The 20,354-nt window shown below is 65.9% G+C and carries 22 protein-coding genes and 1 tRNA gene; 16 read left to right on the top strand and 7 right to left on the bottom strand.

What is annotated here, in order from left to right:
- Nucleotides 1-126: 126 nt before the first annotated feature.
- From EOW65_RS17350 to EOW65_RS17295, 12 genes are all read left to right on the top strand, one after another.
- Nucleotides 127-1,302 carry a virulence-associated E family protein gene (locus EOW65_RS17350; RefSeq protein ID WP_128151600.1) on the top strand — a complete coding sequence of 392 codons (1,176 nt, stop codon included), beginning with the start codon at nucleotides 127-129 and terminating at the stop codon, nucleotides 1,300-1,302.
- 562 nt (nucleotides 1,303-1,864) lie between these two features.
- Nucleotides 1,865-2,368, top strand: coding sequence for a terminase small subunit (locus tag EOW65_RS17345; RefSeq protein WP_128151598.1), 504 nt, complete (start codon nucleotides 1,865-1,867; stop codon nucleotides 2,366-2,368).
- Nucleotides 2,358-4,127 carry a phage terminase large subunit family protein gene (locus tag EOW65_RS17340; protein ID WP_128151596.1) on the top strand — a complete coding sequence of 590 codons (1,770 nt, stop codon included), beginning with the start codon at nucleotides 2,358-2,360 and terminating at the stop codon, nucleotides 4,125-4,127. The genes EOW65_RS17345 and EOW65_RS17340 overlap by 11 nt, the downstream gene beginning before the upstream one ends.
- A gap of 23 nt (nucleotides 4,128-4,150) precedes the next feature.
- Nucleotides 4,151-4,663, top strand: a complete 513-nt coding sequence (locus EOW65_RS17335) for a hypothetical protein (RefSeq protein ID WP_164880147.1) — start codon at nucleotides 4,151-4,153, stop codon at nucleotides 4,661-4,663.
- Nucleotides 4,660-4,854 carry a hypothetical protein gene (locus EOW65_RS17330; RefSeq protein ID WP_128151592.1) on the top strand — a complete coding sequence of 65 codons (195 nt, stop codon included), beginning with the start codon at nucleotides 4,660-4,662 and terminating at the stop codon, nucleotides 4,852-4,854. Before EOW65_RS17335 ends, EOW65_RS17330 begins: the two co-directional genes overlap by 4 nt.
- Nucleotides 4,855-5,306: 452 nt before the next feature.
- Nucleotides 5,307-5,948: a hypothetical protein gene (locus EOW65_RS17325; RefSeq protein WP_128151590.1), complete on the top strand. Its 642-nt coding sequence runs from the start codon at nucleotides 5,307-5,309 to the stop codon at nucleotides 5,946-5,948.
- A gap of 65 nt (nucleotides 5,949-6,013) precedes the next feature.
- Entirely contained in the window at nucleotides 6,014-7,342 is a 1,329-nt protein-coding gene (locus EOW65_RS17320; RefSeq protein WP_240664768.1) for a phage portal protein, read from the top strand.
- Nucleotides 7,332-9,125 carry a prohead protease/major capsid protein fusion protein gene (locus EOW65_RS17315; RefSeq protein ID WP_128151586.1) on the top strand — a complete coding sequence of 598 codons (1,794 nt, stop codon included), beginning with the start codon at nucleotides 7,332-7,334 and terminating at the stop codon, nucleotides 9,123-9,125. The genes EOW65_RS17320 and EOW65_RS17315 overlap by 11 nt, the downstream gene beginning before the upstream one ends.
- 2 nt (nucleotides 9,126-9,127) lie before the next feature.
- The gene (gene gpW, locus EOW65_RS20035; protein ID WP_164880146.1) at nucleotides 9,128-9,358 is read left to right on the top strand and encodes a gpW family head-tail joining protein; all 231 of its coding nucleotides are present in this window, start codon (nucleotides 9,128-9,130) and stop codon (nucleotides 9,356-9,358) included.
- Between the two features lies 1 nt (nucleotide 9,359).
- A complete protein-coding gene (locus EOW65_RS17305; RefSeq protein WP_128151583.1) occupies nucleotides 9,360-9,689 on the top strand; it encodes a DUF2190 family protein in 330 nt (109 codons plus the stop codon).
- A gap of 4 nt (nucleotides 9,690-9,693) precedes the next feature.
- Nucleotides 9,694-9,954 carry a hypothetical protein gene (locus EOW65_RS17300; protein WP_128151581.1) on the top strand — a complete coding sequence of 87 codons (261 nt, stop codon included), beginning with the start codon at nucleotides 9,694-9,696 and terminating at the stop codon, nucleotides 9,952-9,954.
- Nucleotides 9,955-10,082: 128 nt separating this feature from the next.
- Entirely contained in the window at nucleotides 10,083-11,018 is a 936-nt protein-coding gene (locus EOW65_RS17295) for a tyrosine-type recombinase/integrase (protein WP_164880145.1), read from the top strand.
- Between the two features lie 47 nt (nucleotides 11,019-11,065).
- Here EOW65_RS17295 and EOW65_RS17290 read toward each other — a convergent pair.
- Nucleotides 11,066-11,155 (bottom strand) — tRNA-Ser (locus tag EOW65_RS17290).
- Between the two features lie 189 nt (nucleotides 11,156-11,344).
- Here EOW65_RS17290 and EOW65_RS17285 point away from each other — a divergent pair.
- The 4 genes from EOW65_RS17285 to EOW65_RS17270 all read left to right on the top strand — a co-directional run bounded on the left by EOW65_RS17285 (nucleotide 11,345) and on the right by EOW65_RS17270 (nucleotide 14,296).
- Entirely contained in the window at nucleotides 11,345-12,184 is an 840-nt protein-coding gene (locus tag EOW65_RS17285) for a hypothetical protein (RefSeq protein WP_128151577.1), read from the top strand.
- 264 nt (nucleotides 12,185-12,448) lie between these two features.
- On the top strand, nucleotides 12,449-13,042 hold the full coding sequence (locus EOW65_RS17280) for an outer membrane protein (protein WP_128151575.1): 594 nt from the start codon (nucleotides 12,449-12,451) through the stop codon (nucleotides 13,040-13,042).
- A gap of 193 nt (nucleotides 13,043-13,235) precedes the next feature.
- Nucleotides 13,236-13,682, top strand: coding sequence for an Lrp/AsnC family transcriptional regulator (locus EOW65_RS17275; RefSeq protein WP_128151573.1), 447 nt, complete (start codon nucleotides 13,236-13,238; stop codon nucleotides 13,680-13,682).
- Between the two features lie 2 nt (nucleotides 13,683-13,684).
- Nucleotides 13,685-14,296 (top strand): LysE family transporter, encoded by a 612-nt coding sequence (locus tag EOW65_RS17270; protein ID WP_128151571.1) that lies wholly within the window; start codon nucleotides 13,685-13,687, stop codon nucleotides 14,294-14,296.
- Between the two features lie 82 nt (nucleotides 14,297-14,378).
- Here EOW65_RS17270 and EOW65_RS17265 read toward each other — a convergent pair whose 3' ends face one another.
- The 6 genes from EOW65_RS17265 to EOW65_RS17240 all read right to left on the bottom strand — a co-directional run bounded on the left by EOW65_RS17265 (nucleotide 14,379) and on the right by EOW65_RS17240 (nucleotide 20,278).
- The gene (locus EOW65_RS17265; protein ID WP_128151570.1) at nucleotides 14,379-15,551 is read right to left on the bottom strand and encodes a pyridoxal phosphate-dependent aminotransferase; all 1,173 of its coding nucleotides are present in this window, start codon (nucleotides 15,549-15,551) and stop codon (nucleotides 14,379-14,381) included.
- A gap of 28 nt (nucleotides 15,552-15,579) precedes the next feature.
- The gene (locus EOW65_RS17260; RefSeq protein ID WP_128151568.1) at nucleotides 15,580-16,197 is read right to left on the bottom strand and encodes a TetR/AcrR family transcriptional regulator; all 618 of its coding nucleotides are present in this window, start codon (nucleotides 16,195-16,197) and stop codon (nucleotides 15,580-15,582) included.
- The gene (gene ppk2 / locus EOW65_RS17255; protein ID WP_128151566.1) at nucleotides 16,190-17,128 is read right to left on the bottom strand and encodes a polyphosphate kinase 2; all 939 of its coding nucleotides are present in this window, start codon (nucleotides 17,126-17,128) and stop codon (nucleotides 16,190-16,192) included. Before ppk2 ends, EOW65_RS17260 begins: the two co-directional genes overlap by 8 nt.
- Nucleotides 17,129-17,215: 87 nt before the next feature.
- Nucleotides 17,216-18,136, bottom strand: a complete 921-nt coding sequence (gene metA, locus EOW65_RS17250; RefSeq protein WP_128151564.1) for a homoserine O-acetyltransferase MetA — start codon at nucleotides 18,134-18,136, stop codon at nucleotides 17,216-17,218.
- Between the two features lie 55 nt (nucleotides 18,137-18,191).
- Nucleotides 18,192-19,052, bottom strand: coding sequence for an ATPase (locus EOW65_RS17245; protein WP_128151562.1), 861 nt, complete (start codon nucleotides 19,050-19,052; stop codon nucleotides 18,192-18,194).
- Nucleotides 19,053-19,171: 119 nt separating this feature from the next.
- Entirely contained in the window at nucleotides 19,172-20,278 is a 1,107-nt protein-coding gene (locus tag EOW65_RS17240; RefSeq protein ID WP_128151560.1) for an OmpP1/FadL family transporter, read from the bottom strand.
- Nucleotides 20,279-20,354 lie beyond the last annotated feature (76 nt).

Here is a 20,354-nt window from a genome sequence, read left to right as displayed (position 1 = left end):
CCCACGCCGCCCATGGCGGAAAGCCGCCCGCCGTGGTCTACTTCAACCAGATCGAAACCGACCAGCAGGCGCAGAGAGTAGCTTAAATCATCCCGGAAACTGTCCAAGGGATCGGGAGTAGCTCAGATGAAGGGGGACAAACCCGTCATCAACCTGACCAACACGACGCTTTGGCTGGGGCGCAACCTGGACTTCATCCTTCCGGGACTCGCTCACAATCTCATGTCGGGTCGGGACGAATGGCGCGACGGGCCGCTGGATGACGCGGCTGTCTCTCTGGCCCGCATGGCCCTGGAGCGGCGCGGCCTGGATACCGTGGGCAAAGAGATCGTGGCGGACGCGGCGCATGTCGTCGCGCGGAAGCGGTCCTGGCACCCGATCCGGGACCACCTGGACGGGCTCACCTGGGACGGCACGGCGCGGCTGGACACTTGGTTGGTCCGCCATGTCGGGGCAGACGACTCCCCCTACGTCCGCGCGGTCGGGCGCAAATTCCTGTTGCAGATGGTGGCGCGGGTCATGGTCCCCGGCTGCAAGGTGGACCACACGCTTGTCCTGTCCGGTCCCCAGGGTGTCGGGAAGTCCACGCTTTGCCGGGTGCTGGCGGGGACTGAATACTTCAGCGACACGCTGCCCAGCATTTCCGGGGACAAGACGGACGCCATTCGCCACCTGCAAGGGAAATGGCTGGTGGAACTGGCGGAACTGGCCCCGTCGCGGAAGAGCGAAGCCGAAGACCTGAAGGCGTTCCTGTCGGGCGCGGTGGATCGTGTGCGGCTGCCCTATGCCAGACACGACAAGTCCTTCCCCCGGCAATGCGTCTTCGTCGGCACCACCAATGAAGACCAGTTTCTTCGGGACGCGACGGGCGGACGGCGCTTCTGGCCCGTCACGGTCGGGAAGCTGATCGACATCGACGCCCTGGCTTCGGAGCGGGATCAACTCTTCGCCGAAGCCGTGGCCGCCTATCGGGCCGGTGAACCCTGGCACCTGGACGCCGACTTCGAAGCGGAACACGCCCGCCCGATGCAAGAGGCGGCCCGCGAGTCCGATAGCTGGGCGGAGAAGGTCGCGGCGTGGCTGGAACTGACGGACGACGACTTCGACGAAGCGGGCGAACCGAAGACGGAAGTCCGACTTTCGGACATGCTGGAAGGCGCTCTGATGATAGGCCCTGGACAACAGAGCATGGCGATTCAGAAGCGCGCTGCGATTGTCATGCGTGATCTGGGCTGGCGAAAGCACCGCACCCGCACCGGAATGGTGTGGCGAAGCCCCGACTGGAAGGAACCTTCGCAATGAACAGTGTGAACCGTAGCCGGGGCGGCCATGCCCCCTTGTGCCGCATTGGCGTTTCGTTTCAGCGGTTTCTAGAAACTCTGGAAATCTCTGGACCAGCGGGGAGCCGCGAAACCGGGGAGCGTGAACCCTGCGTGAACCGTGGCGTGACCCGTAGGGGTCACATGCAACCCCCTTGTTTTCTATACCCTATTTCCCCTGTGAACCGTGTGAACCCTAGTAAGACGAAAAGACTGCTAGAGAGCGGAGAGGGGGACAGGGCACGGGGGGAGAGAGGCCCAGGAGGTAACATAGGGAAAAACGGTTCTCAGGGTTCACAGGGTTCACACTCCCTTGGCACGGCTCACCATGATCCGCTGACGAATGCCGCTCTAGAAACTCTGGAAACTCTGGAAATCCCAGAGACCGGGGACATGCGGCGCGGGTCCTTCCAGGTTCTGGCGCGTCGCGGGGGGCGCGGAGCCCCGGCTTTTCACGCTTTCCAGATTTTCTGGAATCGGGAATCCACCTTGGGCGTTCTGGCCCGCTCTGGAAACTCTGGAATTTCTAGAAATGAGGCAAGCGCATGAACGCCTATGACGCCGACATCGAAGCCGTCTTGGGCGGCGGTCCTGAAACCCCCGCTGGCGAGACCGTGACCGCCGCCGAACTGTCGGAATGGCTGAACCTGTCCACAGCGCGGATTCATGCGCTGGCCCGCGAAGGCGTCATTCCCCGGACGGACGGACGCTTCGAGCTGCAACCCACCATCCGCGCCTATGTGGAGCACTTGCGGGCGGGGCAGCGGGGGCGGCAATCCACGGACCCGGACCTGAACGCGGAAAAGCTGCGGCTGGCCCGCGCCAATGCCGAGAAGATCGAACTGGCAAATGCCAAGACCCGCGCGGCGCTGGTCCCCGTGGCCGAAGTCGAATCCGCCTGGGCATCGGTCCTTCGGGACGTGCGCGCCGCCATGCTCGCCATTCCCGCCCGCGTTCAACAACGGCTTGGGCATCTGACTGCCCATGACGTGCAGATGATCGACCGCGAAGTCCGCGACGCGCTCGAAGAGGCAAGCCATGACGAATGACATCCTGACCGCCACCCGCGTCCGTGCTCTGGCCGCTCTGAAGCCGCCGCCGCGCCTGTCCCTGGGGGATTGGATGGAAGCCCACATGCGGCTTCCTGAAGGCGTCTCTGCACTCCCTGGGCGCGTCACCCTCTGGCCCTATCAGCGCGGCATTGCCCAGGCCATCAGCGACCCGCTGGTGGAGCGTGTGACGCTGGTGAAGCCCGTCCGCGTCGGGTTCACGACGTTGCTTACCGGGGCGCTGGCGTCCTACGTCGCCAATGAGCCGTCTCCGATCCTCGCCCTTCTGCCGACGGAAGCCGACGCCCGCGATTATGTCGTCTCCGATCTGGAGCCGATCTTCGACGCGACCCCGGCTTTGCGCGGACTCATTTCTGGCGACGCCGACGAGTCTGGGCGCTCCACGCTTCTGTCCCGCCGCTTCCCCGGCGGGTCCCTGAAGATCGTCGCGGCCAAGAGCCCCCGGAACCTGCGCCGCCACAACGTCCGAATTCTGCTGATCGACGAAGCCGACGCCATGGAACCGTCCGCCGAAGGCAGCCCGATCACCTTGGCCGAACGGCGGACCCTCAGCTTCGCAAATCGCAAGATCATCCTGGGCAGCACCCCGACTCTGCTGGACACCTCGAACGTGCTGCGGTCCTACGCTCAATCCGACCAGAGGGTCTTCGAAGTCCCGTGCCCGGATTGTGGGGCCATGACCGAAATCCAGTGGCGGCATATCGAATGGCTGCCCGACCAGCCCCAGACGGCGGCCTTCCGCTGCCCCCATTGCGAGTCCCTGATCGACGAAAAGCACAAGGCGGGCATGGTGGAAGCGGGGGCATGGCGGGCCATGCGCCCCGAGATCGAAGGCCACGCGGGCTTCCGGCTGAATGCGCTGGTGTCCACACTGGCGAACGCTTCCTGGGGCAAGCTGGCGGCGGAATTCATCGTGGCCAAGGCGCACCCGGACCAGCTTCAGACCTTCGTGAACACGATCTTGGCCGAAGGCTGGCGAGAGGCGGCGGAAGAGATCGACGAAGCCGCCCTGGCATCGCGGCGAGAACGGTTCGGCCTGGACGCGCTGCCCCCGGACGTGCTGGTCCTGACGGCTGGCGTGGACGTGCAGCGGGATCGTCTGGAAATCGTGATCCTGGGACACGGGAAGACCGATTACTTCGTCCTGGCGCAACACGTCATCTGGGGCAGCCCCCATGAAGATCACACCTGGGCGGAACTGGACGACTACCTTCGGGGCCAGTGGCCGCACCCCGGCGGCGGCACGTTGCGCTTGGACGCGGTGGCAATCGACGCCGGGGACGGCGAGACCATGGACCCGGTTATGTCCTTCTGCCGTCCGCGCTTCGCCCGCCGGATCGTCGCCATCAAGGGGGCACCTGGGGCGCGTCCGTCGATCAAGGCCAGCGAGACGCGCGGGTCTCGCCTCTTCATCCTGGGCGTGGACGGGCTGAAGGCCACGCTGGCTTCCCACCTGTCGCGCGGGCGGACGGTGCGCTTCAGCGACACTCTGGAGGATCGTTTCTTCGAAGAACTCGCCAGCGAACGCCGTCTGGTCCGCTACAAGCGGGGCGCGCCCGTGCGGGTCTGGGAACGGATCACGGGACGGCGGGCGGAATCCCTCGACTGCATGGTCTACGCGCTCGCCGTGCGCCCGCTGGTGGGTGTTGACCTAGGACGCCGGGAAGCGGAAGTCTCGACAAAGGCCGCCCCCACAAGAACGCCCCCCGTGGTAAAGTCGGCTTGGATGAATCGGTAACTGATTTGAGAAAAGGGCAGGAAATGGCAGAGACCAGATATGAAGAGCTTCAGGCGCTGACTAAGAAATACGGCGAAGAAACATGGGTTTTCTACAAGAAGGTGAAGGCCATTGGGCCGAAAATCGTGGAAGCCTATGTCGCCTATTTGGGCGGACCAAAGACGGCAGCAAATGCGGTCCCGCCGGAAGGCGATTTTGACCCACGCGCGTTTTACCGTGGCGCGGCCTTCGATAGCCATGGGCGGGGCACGATCTACCTCGAACCAATCCGCATGGGTGTTTGCACCGAAATCGGAAACCAGTCGGACAGGGGCGCAACCTGGGTTCGAACCGTCTTGGGGTTTCACCCTTCTGGCGGGGGCGTCCGCCTCACTGTCGGGAACCGGGAACGGCAATTCCATCTCGGGGAAGATGCGGAAAGCGCCATGACCGAAATTTGCGAAGCGATCTTCCAAGACGCCCGCGAAGCCTTTTCCATTGAATTGGACGAAGCCCAGGGGCGTTCCCGCATCGGCTTTACTTCGGAAAAGGAATGACCATGGCGAAGCAAATTGAAGTCGGGGATCAAGTGACCTTTGCCGATGAACGGCGGGCGCTTGTTGTGGTGAAGATCGACGAAAAGGGAGTCCATTGCCAGATTCCCGGTGCCGGTGGAAAAATTGTGATCCACAAGGCTGAAGACCTGAAGAACCACGGGAAGCCGGGTCCCCTGCGGCCCATTTTCTAGTCCACCCACCCCCTGGGCGGGGCCTTGTCCAGATAGGCTTCCGCGTCTCCGATGTGATCTGCCCACCATACTAGGCCGCCGTCTTCAGTGACGACGCGGTATCTGGGCACCCCATTTTCGGGATTGGGGCAGGACCGGAAGAACAGCCCGCGACGGCGGGCCTTGTAGTAAACGCGGGCTTTCGCCCTCTGAATGTCGCTTCTGTTCTGCATTCCTAATGCGTCGGGGGCGGCACTCGCAAACCGCCCCCGACTCCCCTTCATCGGAGAGACGACGCGCGACCAAACGCGCCGTGTCACCTGTATAGTCGGATTCGCACAATCCGACAATAGGTTTAAAGGTGTCAACTGGCAGTCTAAACCATTGAACTACCAGTTGTTAAACTGCCTGTTCAATTCCCAAGCGCCCCGAATCGGTGTATGAAGGTCCGGTATATAGCCGGAGGACCTACCGTGACCGATCAAGAATTCCCGACCATCCACTATCTCCCGCCGCTTGACCGCCAGCCGTCGCATTTGTCCCGCAAGGATGTGGTGGCGCGCTGTCTCGAACCTGGACTTGCCCGTGAAACGCTCGAACCCTTCGTCAAGAAATGTGCGGCGCGGGACTTCCTGCGCCCCGTCGGGATCGACGCCGCCGACAAGCGCGCACCCTACCTCTATGAGATCGACTCCGTTCTGATCGCCAAATGCCTTCACACCCTGGCCTTCGCCAGCATCGAAGTGGACGGCCCTGACGGCATCGGGCGGGCGGTGTCCCTCGCCATGAAGTCCTTCGCCGTGGAAGACCACTTTCCGAACGGTGTCCCGAAAGGCGAGAACGTGAATGCCTATTTCCGGGCTTTCGGCCCCAGCCCTGCCGCTTGGGCCATTCTCGACTATCGGCGGGGCGTGACCGGCTGGTCCCTGCATGTCGCCGTGACGCTGGACGACGCGGGCAAGAAGCGTGTCGGGGCGAAGCTCTGGAACGTCCAGAACGGCTTCATGCCGAACCTCTTCGGCGGCCCCAAACCCGTCATCCCCCACGCGGAAACCGTTCTGTCGCTGGACCGGATTCTTCCGATCATCCTGGGCGACCGCGAAGGGATGAACTGACCATGGCCTTCCGCCTTCCCCGACTCCCGAAACTGTTTCGGACGACCGAAACCCCGGCGCGTCGCATGATCGACGCCGCCGCTGGCGGGCGTCGGAGCGGCGGCTTCGGCACCTTCGGGCCGATCAATCCCGAAGTGGCGGCGGGAGCGACGCTCACGCGGTCCCGCGCTCGTTATCTCGCCGCCAACAATCCCTTCCTCTCCAATGGCGTGGACAACTGGTCCGCCGCTCTAGTGGGGGCTGGTATCCGTCCGACGCCCCGCGCTGAAGACGCGGACACCCGCCGCGCCGCAAGCCGTGCTTTCGAGACCTGGGCGGACGACGCCGACGCGGCGGGGCGGACGGACTTCTGGGGGCTGCAACGGGACATCGCCCGTCACCTGATCGTGGACGGCGAAGCCCTGGTCATCATTCACGACGACGGGGACGGGTTGAGGCTTCAAACCGTCGCGCCCGAACAACTGGACGAAGCCAAGACGGCGGAACTTGGTGGTGGGCGGATGATCGTCAGCGGCGTGGAATTCGACGCCCAGGGCCGCCGTGTGGCCTATTGGCTCTTGCCCCACCGTCCGCATTCCACCTTCACCGATTACGCGCCGTCGATCCGCTTCGACGCGGCGGACGTGCTGCATGTCATGCGTCCCCTGGGCGCGGGGCAGGTTCGCGGCTTGTCCTGGCTGGCCCCGGCGGTCCTGTCCGCTTCCGAACTGGACCAGCTTATGGACGCGCTTCTGGTGGGGGCGAAGACCAGCGCCATGTTCGCGGGCTTCCTGACCGATCTGAACGCCACGGGTGGGCTGCCCTTCGACGGGGACCAGACGGGCGGCATTCTCGACACGGGTCTGGAACCTGGGACGCTGAAGGTCCTGCCCGCCGGGATCGACGTGAAATTCTCTGCCCCTGACGCGGCCAAGGACTCGCCCGCCTTCCTGCGGATGAACCTTCAGGCGCTCGCCGCCGCCCTGGGGCTGCCCGAACACCTTTTGTCGGGGGACCTGACGAACGCCAACTATTCGTCCCTTCGGGCGGGGCTTTTGCCCTTCCGGGCGCGGGTGGAGCAAACGCAATACGGGACCCTTGTCCCGCAATTCCTGCGGCCTGTCTGGCGGCGTTGGATCGTCTCTGAAGTCTTGTCTGGGCGTCTCGACCTGACCCCCGAACTGGCGGCGGAATGGATCATGCCCCGCCCGATGCAGGTGGACCCTCAGAAAGACCTTGCCGCCGTCAAAGAGGCGCTGGCCCTGGGGCTGACCAGCCGAACGAAGGCCATCAATGAAATGGGCTGGAACGCCGACGATCTGGACGAAGAGATCGCCGCCGACCGCGCCCGGGAAAGCGACCTTGGTCTGACCTTCGGGTCCCCCGACAAACCGGAGTCCCGCAATGACGACTGACACCCTGACACGGGGGGCTCAGACCCGCCCGAATTCTTTCGACCCCGACACGCGAACCGTTTCGGCGGTCATCGCGTCCCCGACTCCCGTGCGCCGCCGAGACGCGCGGGGGCCTTACCTGGAAGTCCTGACGGCGGACACGCTGGACCTGTCCACCGCCGAAGGCTTGCCCGTTCTGGACAGTCACCGAACCGCATCGGTGCGTGACGCCCTGGGGCGGGTTCGGTCCATCGCTCTGGAAGGTGGGTCTGTGACCGCCGTTCTGGAACTCACCGCCGCCGAAGATGCTGCCCCCGTGGTGCAGCGGATCGCGGACGGGACCGTGAGCGGAGTCAGCATTGGCTACCGCGTTGCGGGATGGACCGAGAAACAAACCCAAGCGGGGCGGGTGAAGAACCCGACCCGCTGGCAAATCACCGAAGTCACTTTGACCTCCAACCCGGCGGACCCGTCCGCCCGTCTGCGGCAACAAGAGGAGTCCCCCATGCCCGATGACATCACCGAAACCGTTTCGCCGGATGTGGCGGAACAGACCCGCCGCCGCGACATCCGCGCCCTGGTCCGCACCGCTGGCCTGGACGCCCAGGTGGCGGACGATCTGATCGACGCGGGCGCGGACATGACCCGCGCCAAGGCGGAAATCTTCGACGCGATGCAGGAACGCCGCCGCGCGGCCCCGATTATCCGGTCCCATGCCCCGGCGAACGATGACCCGGCAACGGTCATCCGCCGCCAGTCCGACGCGCTGGCCTTCCGCATGGGCGGCGGCGGGGAACCTGCCGAAGACGTGCGTCCCTTCCTGAACCTCAGCCTTCGGGACATGGCCGTCGACTCCCTGACCCGTGCGGGCGTGTCCACGCGCGGCATGTCGGCGGACGAAGTGTTCACGCGGGCCGGTGAGCACACCACCAGCGACTTCGCCCTGACCGTGAGCAATGCCATGGGCAAGGTGGCGCTGGATACCTACAAGGCTGCCGAGTCCCCGCTCAAGACGCTTTGCCGCCAGCGCACGCTTCCCAACTTCAAGGACTCCACGTCCATCCGCCTGGGCGAAATGGGCCGCCTGGAAGAACTCGCCGAGTCCGGTGAGATCACCCACACCAGCCGCGCCGAAAGCGGCGAGACCATGCGCCTGAAGACCTTCGCGCGGGGCGTCACGGTTTCCCGGAAGCTGATGATCGACGACGATCTGGGCCTTCTGGGCGACATGACGGCGGCCCTGGGCGAAGCGGCGGCCCAGACCGAAGCGGACATCCTGGTCACGCTGCTGACCGGCAATCCGAACCTCAGCGACGGGACTCCGGTCTTCGACGCCACCCGTGGCAACCTGGGCAATGCTGGCGGCGGTTCCGCCGGGGCCATCGGTTCGGCGGGCGTGGACGTGTTCACGGACGCGCGGCAAGCCATGCGGACGGTCAAGGGCATGGACGGCAAGACCATCGTCGGCGCGGCCCCGCGCTTCATGATCGTCGGGCCGGAAATCGAGACCCTGGCCGAACAAATCCTGGCGGAAACCTACCCGACGAAATCGGACGAAGTGAACGTGGCCGCTTCGAAGATGACGCTTCTGGTGGAACCCCGCCTGGAAGGGGATGCGGTCTACATCTTCGCCGATCCGGCGCGGCTGGCGGCCATGCAATACGCCTATCTGTCGTCCGCCCAGGGCGTCCAGATTCAGCGGACGGAAGCCTGGGACACCCTGGGCATGAAATTCCGGGCCTTCCTAGACTTCGGCGCGGGCTGGCTCGACTGGCGCGGCGCGTATCTCCACGAAGGAAGCTGACCGTGGCCGTGTTGACGACCTCTGAACGGCTGGAAGAGGCGCAAGAGGCGCTTCACCAGCTTCTGACGGGGACGCAAGCCGTCGCTGTTACCGACCAGAACGGCGAGCGGGTGGAGTATCGCCCCGCGAACCGCGCCGCGCTGGAACGGTATGTGGCGGACCTCGAAGCCCAACTGGCGGGGGCGCATAAGCCCCCGCACACCATCCGATTCCAGACCTCGAAAGGACTCTGACATGAAGAACTTCGTTCAAGCCGGTGAGAATATCACCGTGACCGCCGCCGCCGCTGCCACCAGCGGGGACGGCGTGAAAATCGGCAGCCTGTTCGGCATCGCGGCGGGTGACGCCGAAACCGGGGACCCGCTGGTCCTGGTGACGGCGGGCGTCTTCGACATGCCCAAGGTGGCCGCCGACGACATCACCCTGGGCGCTGCCGTCTACTGGCGGTCCAGCGACGGGCTGGTGACGACGACGGCGAGCGGGAACACGAAAGTCGGCGTGGCCGTCACCGCCGCTGGCAACGGCGCGGCGAGCGTCCGCGTCCGCCTCAACGGCGCGTTCTGACACCATGGCCGCCGCCCGTCATACCGCGCTGCCCCTGCCTGCACGGCGGGGCCTGTCGCGTGAAGAGGCGGCGGCCTATGTCAGTGTGAGCCCGAATTTCTTCGATTCCATGGTCCGCGAAGGACTCATGCCTGGCCCCAAGCGCGTGAAAGCCCGCGTGTTTTGGGACAGGTATCAACTGGACGCTGCCTTCGACGCCTTGCCTGGGGACACCCCGTCCGCGCATGATGAAGGTCCCGAAGACAATGAATGGGACCAAGTATGAAGCAACTCCGACGACCTCCGCCCTACTGTCAGGGCTTCACAGACAGACACGGAAAGGCGCGCTGGTATCTCCGCAAGCCTGGGATTCCCTGCACGGCGCTTCCTGGGCTGCCCTGGAGCCCGGAATTCATGGCGGCCTATGAAGACGCCCTGAAAGGCGAACCTGCCCAGGTGGCGGCCAAGAAGACCCGTCCGGGATCAATCGACGCGCTTGTGGTGAGCTACTATCAGACCGCCGACTTCGCGGGGCTTCGAAGCTCGACCAAGACCACCTATCGCGGAATCATCGAACGGTTTCGTGCGGAGCATGGCGACAAGCGCGTGGCGAAGATGGAGACCCGGCACGTCCGAAACATCATCGGCGCGAAGGCTTCGACTCCCACCGCCGCGAACAACCTTCTGCGGATGATCCACCTGTTGATGCGTCATGCGGTGGAACTTGGCTGGCGGCGGGATGACCCGACCCAGGGCGTCCGCAAGATCAAGGTCCGCTCTTCGGGCTTCACCACCTGGGAAGAACAGCACATCTCTACCTTCCTGGCGACGCATAAGCCTGGGACGCGCGCCCATCTCGCCTTCATGCTCTTGCTCTACACGGGGCAGCGGCGGAGCGATGTGGTCCGCATGGGCCGCCAGCACGTCCGCGAAGGCGTTCTGTCGATCACGCAACAGAAGACCGGAACGACGATCCACGTCCCTGTCCTGAAGCCGTTGCGTGAGGCAATCGACGCCACGCCACGCGACAACCTCACCTTCCTGACCACGGCCCAGGGCAAGCCCTTCAGCCCAGCGGGATTCACGAATTGGTTTCGGGACGTGACGACGGAAGCGGGCTTGCCCAAGGGCTTGAGCCCGCACGGGCTTCGCAAGGCGACGGCGCGACGGCTGGCGGAACATGGTCGTTCCGCGAATGAGATCATGGCCGTCCTGGGCCACGCTGCACTGGCGGAAGCCGCCAGATACACCGCCGCCGCTGACCGGAAGAGACTCGCGGCGGAAGGGATGCGCGCTCTGGAAGAGACCGAAGCGCGAACGAACATTGTCAAACCGGCCCCGAAAGTTTGACAATTCGCCCCGTAAGGGCTTGATTTTATTGATCTGAAAAGAGTGGATGGCGGAGAGACAGGGATTCGAACCCTGGGTGGGCGCAAACCCACAACGGTTTTCGAGACCGCCCCGTTCGACCGCTCCGGCACCTCTCCGCGTCGGTGGTCGTTTTGTGAGGGCGGATTTAGCCTGCCACGCGGGGGCATGCAACCGCTTTTTTCATCTTTTTCGCAGCGATAGGCGGAAGCCGCGAAAACGCCTGTGCAGGCAGTGCGGCGGGGCCTTGGCAGCGGAGCCGGGCGGACTATGCTGCGCCTCGTTCCCCGCGCGAAAGGCCCGCGACGATGCTCCGATTCTTCCTCCCCGCCCTCTTCTTGCGCCGCGCGGCCCTCGGCCTTGCGCTTGTTCTCGCCGGGCAGGGGGCTTTTGCCGACCCCGCGCGAATCTCGCACCTGCTGCACACCGATGCGCTCTTCACCATCTTGCAGAAGGAAGGCGTCGCCTATGGTCGCGATCTTGCCGAGGAAATGACTGGCGAGGCCTCCGATCCCGGCTGGGTCGCCGAGGTCGAGGCGATCCATGCCCCGGCACGGCTGCGGCCGGGCTACGACAAGACCTTCGCCGATGCGCTGAAGGGGGCCGATCAGGCAGCGATCGAGCACTGGCTGGCCTCCGACACCGGCAAGCGGGTGGTCGAGCATGAGATCTCGGCGCGCGAGGTGCTGCTCGATCCCGAGGCCGAGGATGCCGCGATTGCGGCGGCCGAGACCGCGCAGGCGCGGGGTGACCATCGCTTCGCCGCCGTGCAGCGCATCATCGAGGCTGCCGGGCTGATCGAGCCGAACGTGGTTGGCGGGATGAACGCGAACCTCGCCTTCTACCGCGCTATGGCCGCGGGCGGCGCCTTCCCCTATGAGGTGACCGAAAGCGACATGCTCGCCGATGTCGCCTCGCAGGAAGAAGAAATCCGCGCGGATGTCACCAGCTGGATCGAGGGCTATCTGTTCCTCGCCTATAGCTCGCTTTCGGCCGGCGACCTCGAGCGCATCGTGCGGTTTTCCGCCTCGGCGCCGGGACAGGCGCTGCTGCGCGCGCAATTCGAGGGATTCGATCTCGTCTACGAGGAAAGCTCTGCCGCGCTCGGGGCGGCACTTGCGCGGCGGATGACGGCGGCCGAACTTTAGGCACGGCGCGCACACGCGCTTTCAACTCGATGTGACGGCCGGGTGAACGCCCCCGCGCGCGAAACCCGCCGCGGGGGCGTTTCCGTACAAGGCACCAAGGCCTTGCGGCGGGAGGGGGAATTGGCCCCGGCTCACGCGTCGGCCGGGATTGGCCGATCGGAGCGAAGCGAGGGATTGATTGTTTTCCAGGGACTTATAGCTCGGTGGTGCGGACAGAAGACCGCAACCAGATCCACGGGGGACAGCCCCGAAAGGAGGACGAAAATGAAACGCATCCTGATGGCTTCGAGCGCCTTTGCCGTGGTCGCCGGTTCCGCCTTCGCGGGTGGCTATACCGCGCCCGTGACCGAGGCCCCGGTTGTCGCGCCGGCGCCCGTCGTGACCGGCAATGTCGACTGGACCGGCTTCTACGCCGGTGGTCAGCTCGGCTATGGCAAGACCAACAGCTCGCTTGATGTCGACGGCGCCTATGCGGGCGTGAACGCCGGCTACATGAAGGATTTCGGCAAATACGTGCTGGGCGGCGAGCTCGCCTATTCGGGCGCAAGCATGAAGTCGGGCTCGGGGGAAACCGAGCAGAAGGTGAAGGACTTCGCTGATCTCAAGCTGATCGCCGGCGTTCCCACCGGCAAGTGGCTGCCCTATGCCGGGCTTGGCGCTTCCCGCGTCTCCGTCAAATCGGCAGGCACCGATTATTCGGACACTGTGCCGATGGCACTCGTGGGCGTGAAATACCAGCTCAACGATCAATGGGCGCTCGGCGGCGAACTCGACTACCGCAAGGGCAACAACTTCGACGGTTCCAATCAGGACCTGAACCTGACCACCGTCGGCATGACCGCGTCCTTCCGCTTCTGAAAATGCGCCTTCGGGCATGATCTGGACGGCCGGGCAGGGCAGGCGCCTTGCCCGGCCGCAAATTTTCCGGAATGGGGCTGTCTTGGCAGGGGCAGCGCCGCAGATTTTCCAGCTCTGAATTTTTTCCGTTGCAGGTGGGTGCCTTTCGCAAAACATTCGGTGAAATCACTGAATGGCCGCATCGGAGCCTGGCATGGATGACATTGATCGCAAGATCGCGGCGCTTCTCTCGGACGACGCCCGCGCCTCTCTGGCGCAGATTGGCGCGGCGGTGGGCCTTTCGACCTCGGCGGTGAACGACCGGCTGCGGCGGCTGATCGAGCGCGGCGTGATCCGCCGGATGAGCGCCGACATCGCGCCCGAGGCGGTCGGCCTGCCGGTCACCGGCTTCGTCTGGGTGGCGCTGGCCCCCGCGGCGGACGAGGGCGCCTTCCGCGCCGCAATGGCACAGCTGCCGCGGGTCACCGCCTGCCATCACGTCACCGGGCCGTGGTCCTATCTCGTGCAGATCCGCGCGGCGAGCCTCGACGCGGTCGAGGATTTCCTCTCCGAACTGAAATCGGGCGGCTGGATCGCGCGCTCGGAAACCATGCTGGCGCTCTCGACCGTGGTCGAGCCGCCGTTCCGCTATCGGGGGTGATCATGCTGTTCCTGAAATCGCTGCTCGTGGGCCTTGCCATCGCCGCGCCGCTCGGTCCGATCGGGGCACTGTGCATCCAGCGCACGCTCGCGCGCGGCTTCTGGGCGGGGGCGGCAGGCGGGCTTGGCACCGCCGCGGCCGATGCCACCTATGCCGCCGCCGCCGCCGCGGGCTTTGCTGCCTTCTCGGCCTTTCTCGCGCGGATCTCGCTGCCGCTCGGGCTCATCGGCGGCGCCTTCCTGCTCTGGCTGGCGTGGAAGGGCTGGCCGCGCGGCGCCGTCACCGCGGCGCCCGCCCGCGCGGCCGAGGGGCGCGGCCTTTGGGCCACCGCGGCCACCACCTGGGCGCTGACGATGACCAACCCGGCCACCATCCTCAGCTTCGCCGCGATCTTCGCGGGCCTCGGCCTGGCCGATGCCGCGGGGCCGCTTTCCGCACTCCTCGTCGTCAGCGGCATCTTCGCGGGCTCGATGCTGTGGTGGATCTTCCTCTCGGGCACCGTCGCGGCGCTGCACCATCGCCTGCCCGCCGCCTTCGCCACCTGGACCGCGCGGGTCTCCAGCCTGATGATGGCGGGCTTCGGTCTTTGGGCCCTCGCCAGCGCGCTGACCTGACCTCGGCGCTTTCTCCTTGCCGAAAATACCTCGGGGGTGAGCGGCCCTGGCCGCGAGGGGGCGGCGCCCCCTCACCGCCCTCTCAGCCCGCCAGCGCCTCGGCAAAGGCGCGCAGCCGCAGCAGTGCCGCCTCGAGCGCGCCATCCTCGAGCGTCAGCGCGATCCGCAGATGCCCCGCCGCCGGTGCGCCGAAACTCTCGCCCGGCATCACCGCGATCTTCTCCTCGTCGAGAAGCCGCGCGGCGAAGGCCTCGCCCGAAAGCCCGGTGCGGCGGATGTCGAGCATCGCATACATCGCGCCCGCCGGATGGGTCAGCCCGACGACGGGGCTGCCGGCCATCACGTCGCGCACGATGTCGCGCCGTCGGCCGAAGGGCGCGGCCACCGCGGCCTCGAAACCCGCGCCCCGGCGCAGCGCGAAGAGCGCCGCGTCCTGGATGAAGCCCGGCACGCCATAGGTGGTGTTGATCGCCAGCTCATGGGCAGCGTCGATCACCGCCTCGGGCGCCACCATCCAGCCGATCCGCGAGCCGGTCATCGCATGGCTTTTCGACAGCGAGCCCAGCACCACCGTGCGCTCGGCCATGCCGGGCAGGCTGCGCGGGCTGATTGCCGGGCCCTCCCAGACCTGGGTCTCGTAGACCTCGTCCGAGATCAGCCACAGGTCCGCCTCGGTGCAGGCCCCGGCGATGCCGGCGATGGTGTCGGGGGTATAGATCACCCCCGTCGGGTTATTGGGCGAATTGATCAGCAGCGTGCGCGCGCCGGCGCTGGCCGCGAGGATGTCGGCCTTGGCGGGCTGGAACCCGGCCTCGGCCCGCGCCTCGACCGCGCGCGCCTCCGCGCCGCTCGCGCGGATCGTGCCGGGATAGGTCGGATAGAAGGGCGAGATGTAGAGCCCCGCATGTCCAGGATCGAGCAGCACCTGATGCGCGGTGTAAAGTGCGGCCTGACCGCCCGGGGTGACGAGCACATTCTCGGCCCGGGTCTCGACGCCCGTGCGGGCGGTGACGCGGGCGGCGATCTCGGCGCGCAGGGCGGGGATGCCGGGGATGTCGGTATAGCCGGTGTGGCCGTTCGCCGCCGATTGCGCCATCGCGGCGAGGATCGCGGGATCGGTCCTCACGTCGGGCTCGCCGATCGTCAGCATCACCACCTGCTCACCCGCCGCGATCATCGCCCGCGCGCGATAAAGAATGCCCCAGCCATTGCCGCCGGTGCCGCGCATATGCGCGACGCGTGCCGCCAGTTCCATTGTCGTGTCTTCCTTCAATTGTCGGGCTTCAGGTGTCGGGGGGCAGGATGCCCAGCCCCCGCAGATAGATGCCGATCCCGCTTTCGAGCAGGTCCTCGGGCGCCCAGGGGCCGGCCGTGCCGGGGGCGGCGCGGGCGAAAAGCTCGACCACGCCATGGCTCATCGCGCGCACATGGGCAGCGACCATGCTCGCGGGCGGGCGGCGGGCGGCGGGCAGGGACGACAGCAGTGCCTCGGTCGCGCGCAGCATCACCGCCTCGGCCCGCTCGGCCCCCGCCGCCAGCTCGGGCGAGCGGTTCGGCGCGATGCCGCTCTCGAACATCGCGACGTAATGGCCCGAGAAGCGGCGGGCAAAGGCCAGATAGGCCCGCCCGGTCGCGCCGAAGGCCGCCAGCGGCGCCGGCGCGCCGCCGTTCCAGGCGTGCTCCATCACATCGGCGAAGATCGCATAGCCCTGCCGCGCGCATTCGGCGATCAGGTCCTCGCGCCCGGCGAAATGGCGATAGACCGCGGCCGGCGTCACGCCGGCGCGCTTCGCCGCCTCGGACAGCGTGAATCCGCCCGGCCCCTGCGCCCGGATCAGCTCGAGCGCGGCCTCGACCAGCGCCTGGCGCAGGTTGCCGTGATGGTAGCCCTGCTTAGCCATTCAGGATGTCGAGACCACCGCAGATCCTGTCGTCGATCTCGCCGATCGCCTTGCGGTCCTTGCGCGCGAACTCGACCGCGCCGAGCACGGTCTGCACCGCGGCGATGCGGGCGCGCATCTTGTCGTCCGAGCGGATCACCGTCCAGGGCGCCGAGACGGTGTGCGAGCGTTCAAGCGTTTCCTTGATCGCCGCGGTGTAGTCGTCCCACTTCTTCAGCCCCTCGACGTCGACCCAGCTCAGCTTCCACTGCTTGAGCGGGTCCTTCTCGCGGTCGAGAAAGCGCTTGAGCTGCTCGGCGCGGTCGACCGAGAGCCAGATCTTGACGAGGATCACCCCCTCGTCGACCAGCATCTTCTCGAAGTCGGGAAGCTGGGCGAAGAAATGCTCGCGCTGTGCGTCGGAGCAGAAGCCGAAGACCTTCTCGACCACGCCGCGGTTGTACCACGAGCGGTCGAAGATCGCGATCTCGCCCGCCGCCGGCAGCCAGTCGACATAGCGCTGGAAATACCATTGCGTCGCCTCGCGCTCGGTGGCCTTCGGCAGGGCGACGACATAGGCCGAGCGCGGGTTCAGGTTCTCGCGCAGCCGGTCGATGGTGCCGCCCTTGCCGGCCGCGTCGCGCCCCTCGAAGAGGACGACCAGACGCCGCCCGGTGGCTTTCAGGTCCCACAGCATCTTCACCAGCTCGACCTGAAGCGCCGCCATCTGCGCCTCGTAATCCTTCTTCTTCATCTCTTCCCGGTAGGGGTAGGATTTCGACAGGATCTGGTCCTTGTCGGCGGTCTCGATCGCCTTGCGCACCGCCTCGGGCGCCCCGGTCTTCAGGTATTTGGTGATCTCGCCGACGAATGGGATGCCCTCGTCCTTGGCCGCGGCGGCCAGGTCCTTGGACAGCGCCACCTTGTCGTCGGGTTTCTTGTCCTTGCCCATGGCGCCCTCCCGCGGTGATGTGAATGCGCTTCACTATAGGCCGCGGGCAGGCGGCCGCAAGCCGGGCGCGGGCGCCCGGCCGGGGGCTCAGCGGCCGATCTCGGCCAGATCGTAGGGCGTGTCCTGATAGATCTGGTTGATCCAGTTGCCATAGAGCAGATGCGCATGGCTGCGCCAGCGGTTCAGCGGCACCTGCGAGGGGTCGTCGTCCGGGTAGTAGTTCTTCGGCACGTTGATCGCCTTGCCGGCCTCGACGTCGCGGTCGTATTCTTCCTTCAGCGTGCCGCTGTCGTATTCGAAGTGGTTGAAGATGTAGAGCGCGCGATGCGCCGCATCCTCGACCAGACAGGGGCCGGTCTCGTCCGAGGCGATCAGCGTGGTCAGCCCGGCCGCGTCGATCTCGTCCTGATGCATCTCGGTCCAGCGGCTGACGGGCACCAGCACATCGTCCGAGAAGCCGCGCAGATAGGGCGAGGTGGGGGCGAGGTTGCGGTGGCGGAAGCAGCCGAAGGCCTTGTGGTCAAGGGCGTGCTTCTGGACGCCGTGGAAATGATAGGCCATCGCCATGCCGCCCCAGCACACGCCGAAGGTCGAGAAGACATGGCTTTGCGTCCAGTCGAAGATCCGGCTGATCTCGTCCCAGTAGGTCACGTCCTCGAAGGGGATCTTCTCGATCGGGGCGCCGGTGATGATCAGCCCGTCGAACTTCTCGCCGGTCGCCTCGACCTCCTCGAAGGGGCGGTAGAAGGTCTCCATGTGCTCGGCCGCGGTGTTCTTCGTCTGGTGCGAGGTGATCCGGATCAACTGGAAGTCGATCTGGATCGGTGTCGCGCCGATCAGCCGGGCGAACTGGTTCTCGGTCTGGATCTTCTTCGGCATCAGGTTCAGCAGACCGATGCGCAGCGGTCGGATTTCCTGCCGCGCCGCGCGTTCGGGCGTCATCACCATCACGCCTTCCCGCGACAGGATCTCGAATGCGGGGAGGGTTTCGGGAAGGGTGATAGGCATGATGTTTCCGATACTTGCGGTGTGATCTTGATGCGATGTTCGGCGCGGTCCGGGCTCAGGCGGGAAGGGTTTCGGCGATCAGGGATATAAAATCCTTCTCGTCGCGGACAAGGGCGACCTGCTCGGCGGTGACCGTCACGCCCCAGTTCCGCGCCATCGCCGCATAGCGCGGCTGGCGATGCTCGAGCGCCTGCCGGTAGGTCCAGCGCACGAAATCGTCGGGGTCGACCTCGTCCTCGCGCAGGCCGCGCTCGACGCGGTACTGCACCCATTTGCGGTCGAGGAAATCGGGCGAGTAATACATCGGCTTCGGCGCGCGGTCGAAGCGGCGGACAAGCTCGTCGGTATGCGCCGCCGAGCCCTCGATCCAGACCATCAGCAGGTTCTTCGAGAGCGCCGTCAGGATCGGGTCGGCCGGGTCGTCGGGGTTCACCACCTCGCAGATCGAGCCACCCGAGTCGCAGACGAAATTCGGGATCCGGTAGATCTCCTCGGCGCGGCGGATGAAATAGGGGGTGTCGAGCAGCGCCGCCTGTTCGGCCAGCCGGTGCTGGGTCTGGCGCCGTTCGTATTCCTCGAGCGCGAGCCCGCCGCGGGCGGCCGAGCCGGGCTTGCCGAGATAGGTGGAGAGCGGCGCGAGATTGTCGAAGGTGATGTTCGACTCGATCGAGACCGAATCCGACAGCAGCAGCTCGGCGAGGAAGGGGTTCTTCATCGCCTCGCGCTTGAAGTTGTCGGCGATGTATTCGCCCATGTAGCGCGTGCCGATGCGGTAATCGACCGAGTAGTGGAACCAGCCCGAACCCGAGCCGCGCAGCATTGACGCCAGATAGGTCTTGCCCAGCCCCGACATGCCGAACAGGAGCACCCGCTTGCGCGCGCTCGCCAGCCAGTCCGCCCGATTGCGATAGATCATCCGAACCCCCGTGTTTCGCCCCGTTTAGCGCGCGCGGCCGGCGCCGTCACGGGGTTTCGGGCAAAGGCGAAGGCCCCGCCGGAGCAGGGCCTTGCCGGTGTCGTGCCGATCCGGGCGGATCAGAAGGTGATGCCGACGCGGACGCCCGCGGCAACAGCGTGGTTGTCGGTGAAGTTCGCCCGCGCTACGCCGGCGGTCTGCGCATCGGCGTCACCCAGCCACAGATAGCGCACCGCGCCGGTGACCTTGACGTTCTCGTGCGTGTAGACCGCGGCCAGGCCGATACCCTTGTAGCCGCGCGTCGGCGCCAGCGGCGAGACGAGCTTGTCGTCCCCGCCGCCGCCCTCGTACATCAGGAAGGCCGAGCCCGACCAGGCGTCGGTGAACTTGTGCCCGACGCCGAGCGTGTAGCTGGTCGAGTTGTTCAGGTTGACGAGGCCGCCACCCGTGGCGGCGGTGAACAGGGCCGGGTCGATCTGAAACTGGGTCCAATGCACCCAGCGGACCGAGCCGAAGACCAGCCAGTCGGGCGCGACACCGGTCTGGAAGTCGAGCGTCACCGCCTCGGGCGTATCGACCTCGGTCGTGCCGGTGGCTGTCTCGCCAAAACCCTGCTCGGTGGTGTCGAACTTGTGGGTCACCTTCGACTGGTAGGTCAGGGCGACGCGCAGCGCGATTTCCGGCTTCTCATAGGCGGCGCCGAGCGAGTACCCCATGGCCCAATCGTTCGCGAAATGGGCAAGGTATCCCGAGGCCGGGCCATAGGCGAGCCCGTTCAGCCCGATCACGGCCGAAGCGTCGGACAGGCGCACGCCGCCATGCACCGACCAGTTCTCGTCGAACTTGTAGCGCAGCAGCGCGGTATAGCCCTCGGACTGCACGTTCACGTGAGTACCGGCGAATTCAAGGGCGCCGCTGGTCGGATATTCGATGTTCGCGCCATAGAAATGGTCGTACATCAGCGCCATCGACAGCTTGTCGTTGAACTCGTGCTTGTAGGCGAAACCGGGCAGGTAGTGGTTGCGGGCGACGCCGCCGGTGTCCTGACCGGTGATGACCCCCACGCCGTCCACCGACGGACGGATCCGGCCGTAGGACAGCTCGACGTAATTCTTGCCTTTCTCGAACAGCACGCCGACCGACTGCGTGGACCGTTCGATCCCGCCGGCGGACACCGCTCCCGCGCTGAGGGCAAGCAGGCTTGCCCCCATAAGAATGTGTTTCATTTGAACCTCTTCCCTAGAGTGTGAGACCTCTCTCCACACCCGACCGTAGCATGACGCAAAAGTGAATCAATTCGGC

Origin of the sequence: Paenirhodobacter ferrireducens (assembly GCF_004022265.1) — a bacterium.
Taxonomy (GTDB): Bacteria; Pseudomonadota; Alphaproteobacteria; order Rhodobacterales; family Rhodobacteraceae; genus Rhodobacter; species Rhodobacter ferrireducens.
Note: the sequence above shows the minus strand (reverse complement) of the source record. Positions and strands in the feature narration are given on the sequence as shown.

Coding starts and splice junctions, on each gene's coding strand:
- EOW65_RS17275 (WP_128151573.1), top strand. CDS start 13,236: ATGGATGACATTGATCGCAAGATCGCGGCGCTTCTCTCGGACGACGCC.
- ppk2 (WP_128151566.1), bottom strand. CDS start 17,128: ATGGGCAAGGACAAGAAACCCGACGACAAGGTGGCGCTGTCCAAGGAC.
- EOW65_RS17240 (WP_128151560.1), bottom strand. CDS start 20,278: ATGAAACACATTCTTATGGGGGCAAGCCTGCTTGCCCTCAGCGCGGGA.
- EOW65_RS17270 (WP_128151571.1), top strand. CDS start 13,685: ATGCTGTTCCTGAAATCGCTGCTCGTGGGCCTTGCCATCGCCGCGCCG.
- EOW65_RS17305 (WP_128151583.1), top strand. CDS start 9,360: ATGAAGAACTTCGTTCAAGCCGGTGAGAATATCACCGTGACCGCCGCC.
- EOW65_RS17330 (WP_128151592.1), top strand. CDS start 4,660: ATGACCATGGCGAAGCAAATTGAAGTCGGGGATCAAGTGACCTTTGCC.
- EOW65_RS17295 (WP_164880145.1), top strand. CDS start 10,083: ATGGCGGCCTATGAAGACGCCCTGAAAGGCGAACCTGCCCAGGTGGCG.
- EOW65_RS17245 (WP_128151562.1), bottom strand. CDS start 19,052: ATGATCTATCGCAATCGGGCGGACTGGCTGGCGAGCGCGCGCAAGCGG.
- EOW65_RS17260 (WP_128151568.1), bottom strand. CDS start 16,197: ATGGCTAAGCAGGGCTACCATCACGGCAACCTGCGCCAGGCGCTGGTC.
- EOW65_RS17285 (WP_128151577.1), top strand. CDS start 11,345: ATGCTCCGATTCTTCCTCCCCGCCCTCTTCTTGCGCCGCGCGGCCCTC.
- EOW65_RS17265 (WP_128151570.1), bottom strand. CDS start 15,551: ATGGAACTGGCGGCACGCGTCGCGCATATGCGCGGCACCGGCGGCAAT.
- EOW65_RS17340 (WP_128151596.1), top strand. CDS start 2,358: ATGACGAATGACATCCTGACCGCCACCCGCGTCCGTGCTCTGGCCGCT.
- EOW65_RS17315 (WP_128151586.1), top strand. CDS start 7,332: ATGACGACTGACACCCTGACACGGGGGGCTCAGACCCGCCCGAATTCT.
- EOW65_RS17300 (WP_128151581.1), top strand. CDS start 9,694: ATGGCCGCCGCCCGTCATACCGCGCTGCCCCTGCCTGCACGGCGGGGC.
- EOW65_RS17350 (WP_128151600.1), top strand. CDS start 127: ATGAAGGGGGACAAACCCGTCATCAACCTGACCAACACGACGCTTTGG.
- metA (WP_128151564.1), bottom strand. CDS start 18,136: ATGCCTATCACCCTTCCCGAAACCCTCCCCGCATTCGAGATCCTGTCG.
- EOW65_RS17280 (WP_128151575.1), top strand. CDS start 12,449: ATGAAACGCATCCTGATGGCTTCGAGCGCCTTTGCCGTGGTCGCCGGT.
- EOW65_RS17320 (WP_240664768.1), top strand. CDS start 6,014: ATGATCGACGCCGCCGCTGGCGGGCGTCGGAGCGGCGGCTTCGGCACC.
- EOW65_RS17335 (WP_164880147.1), top strand. CDS start 4,151: ATGGCAGAGACCAGATATGAAGAGCTTCAGGCGCTGACTAAGAAATAC.
- EOW65_RS17345 (WP_128151598.1), top strand. CDS start 1,865: ATGAACGCCTATGACGCCGACATCGAAGCCGTCTTGGGCGGCGGTCCT.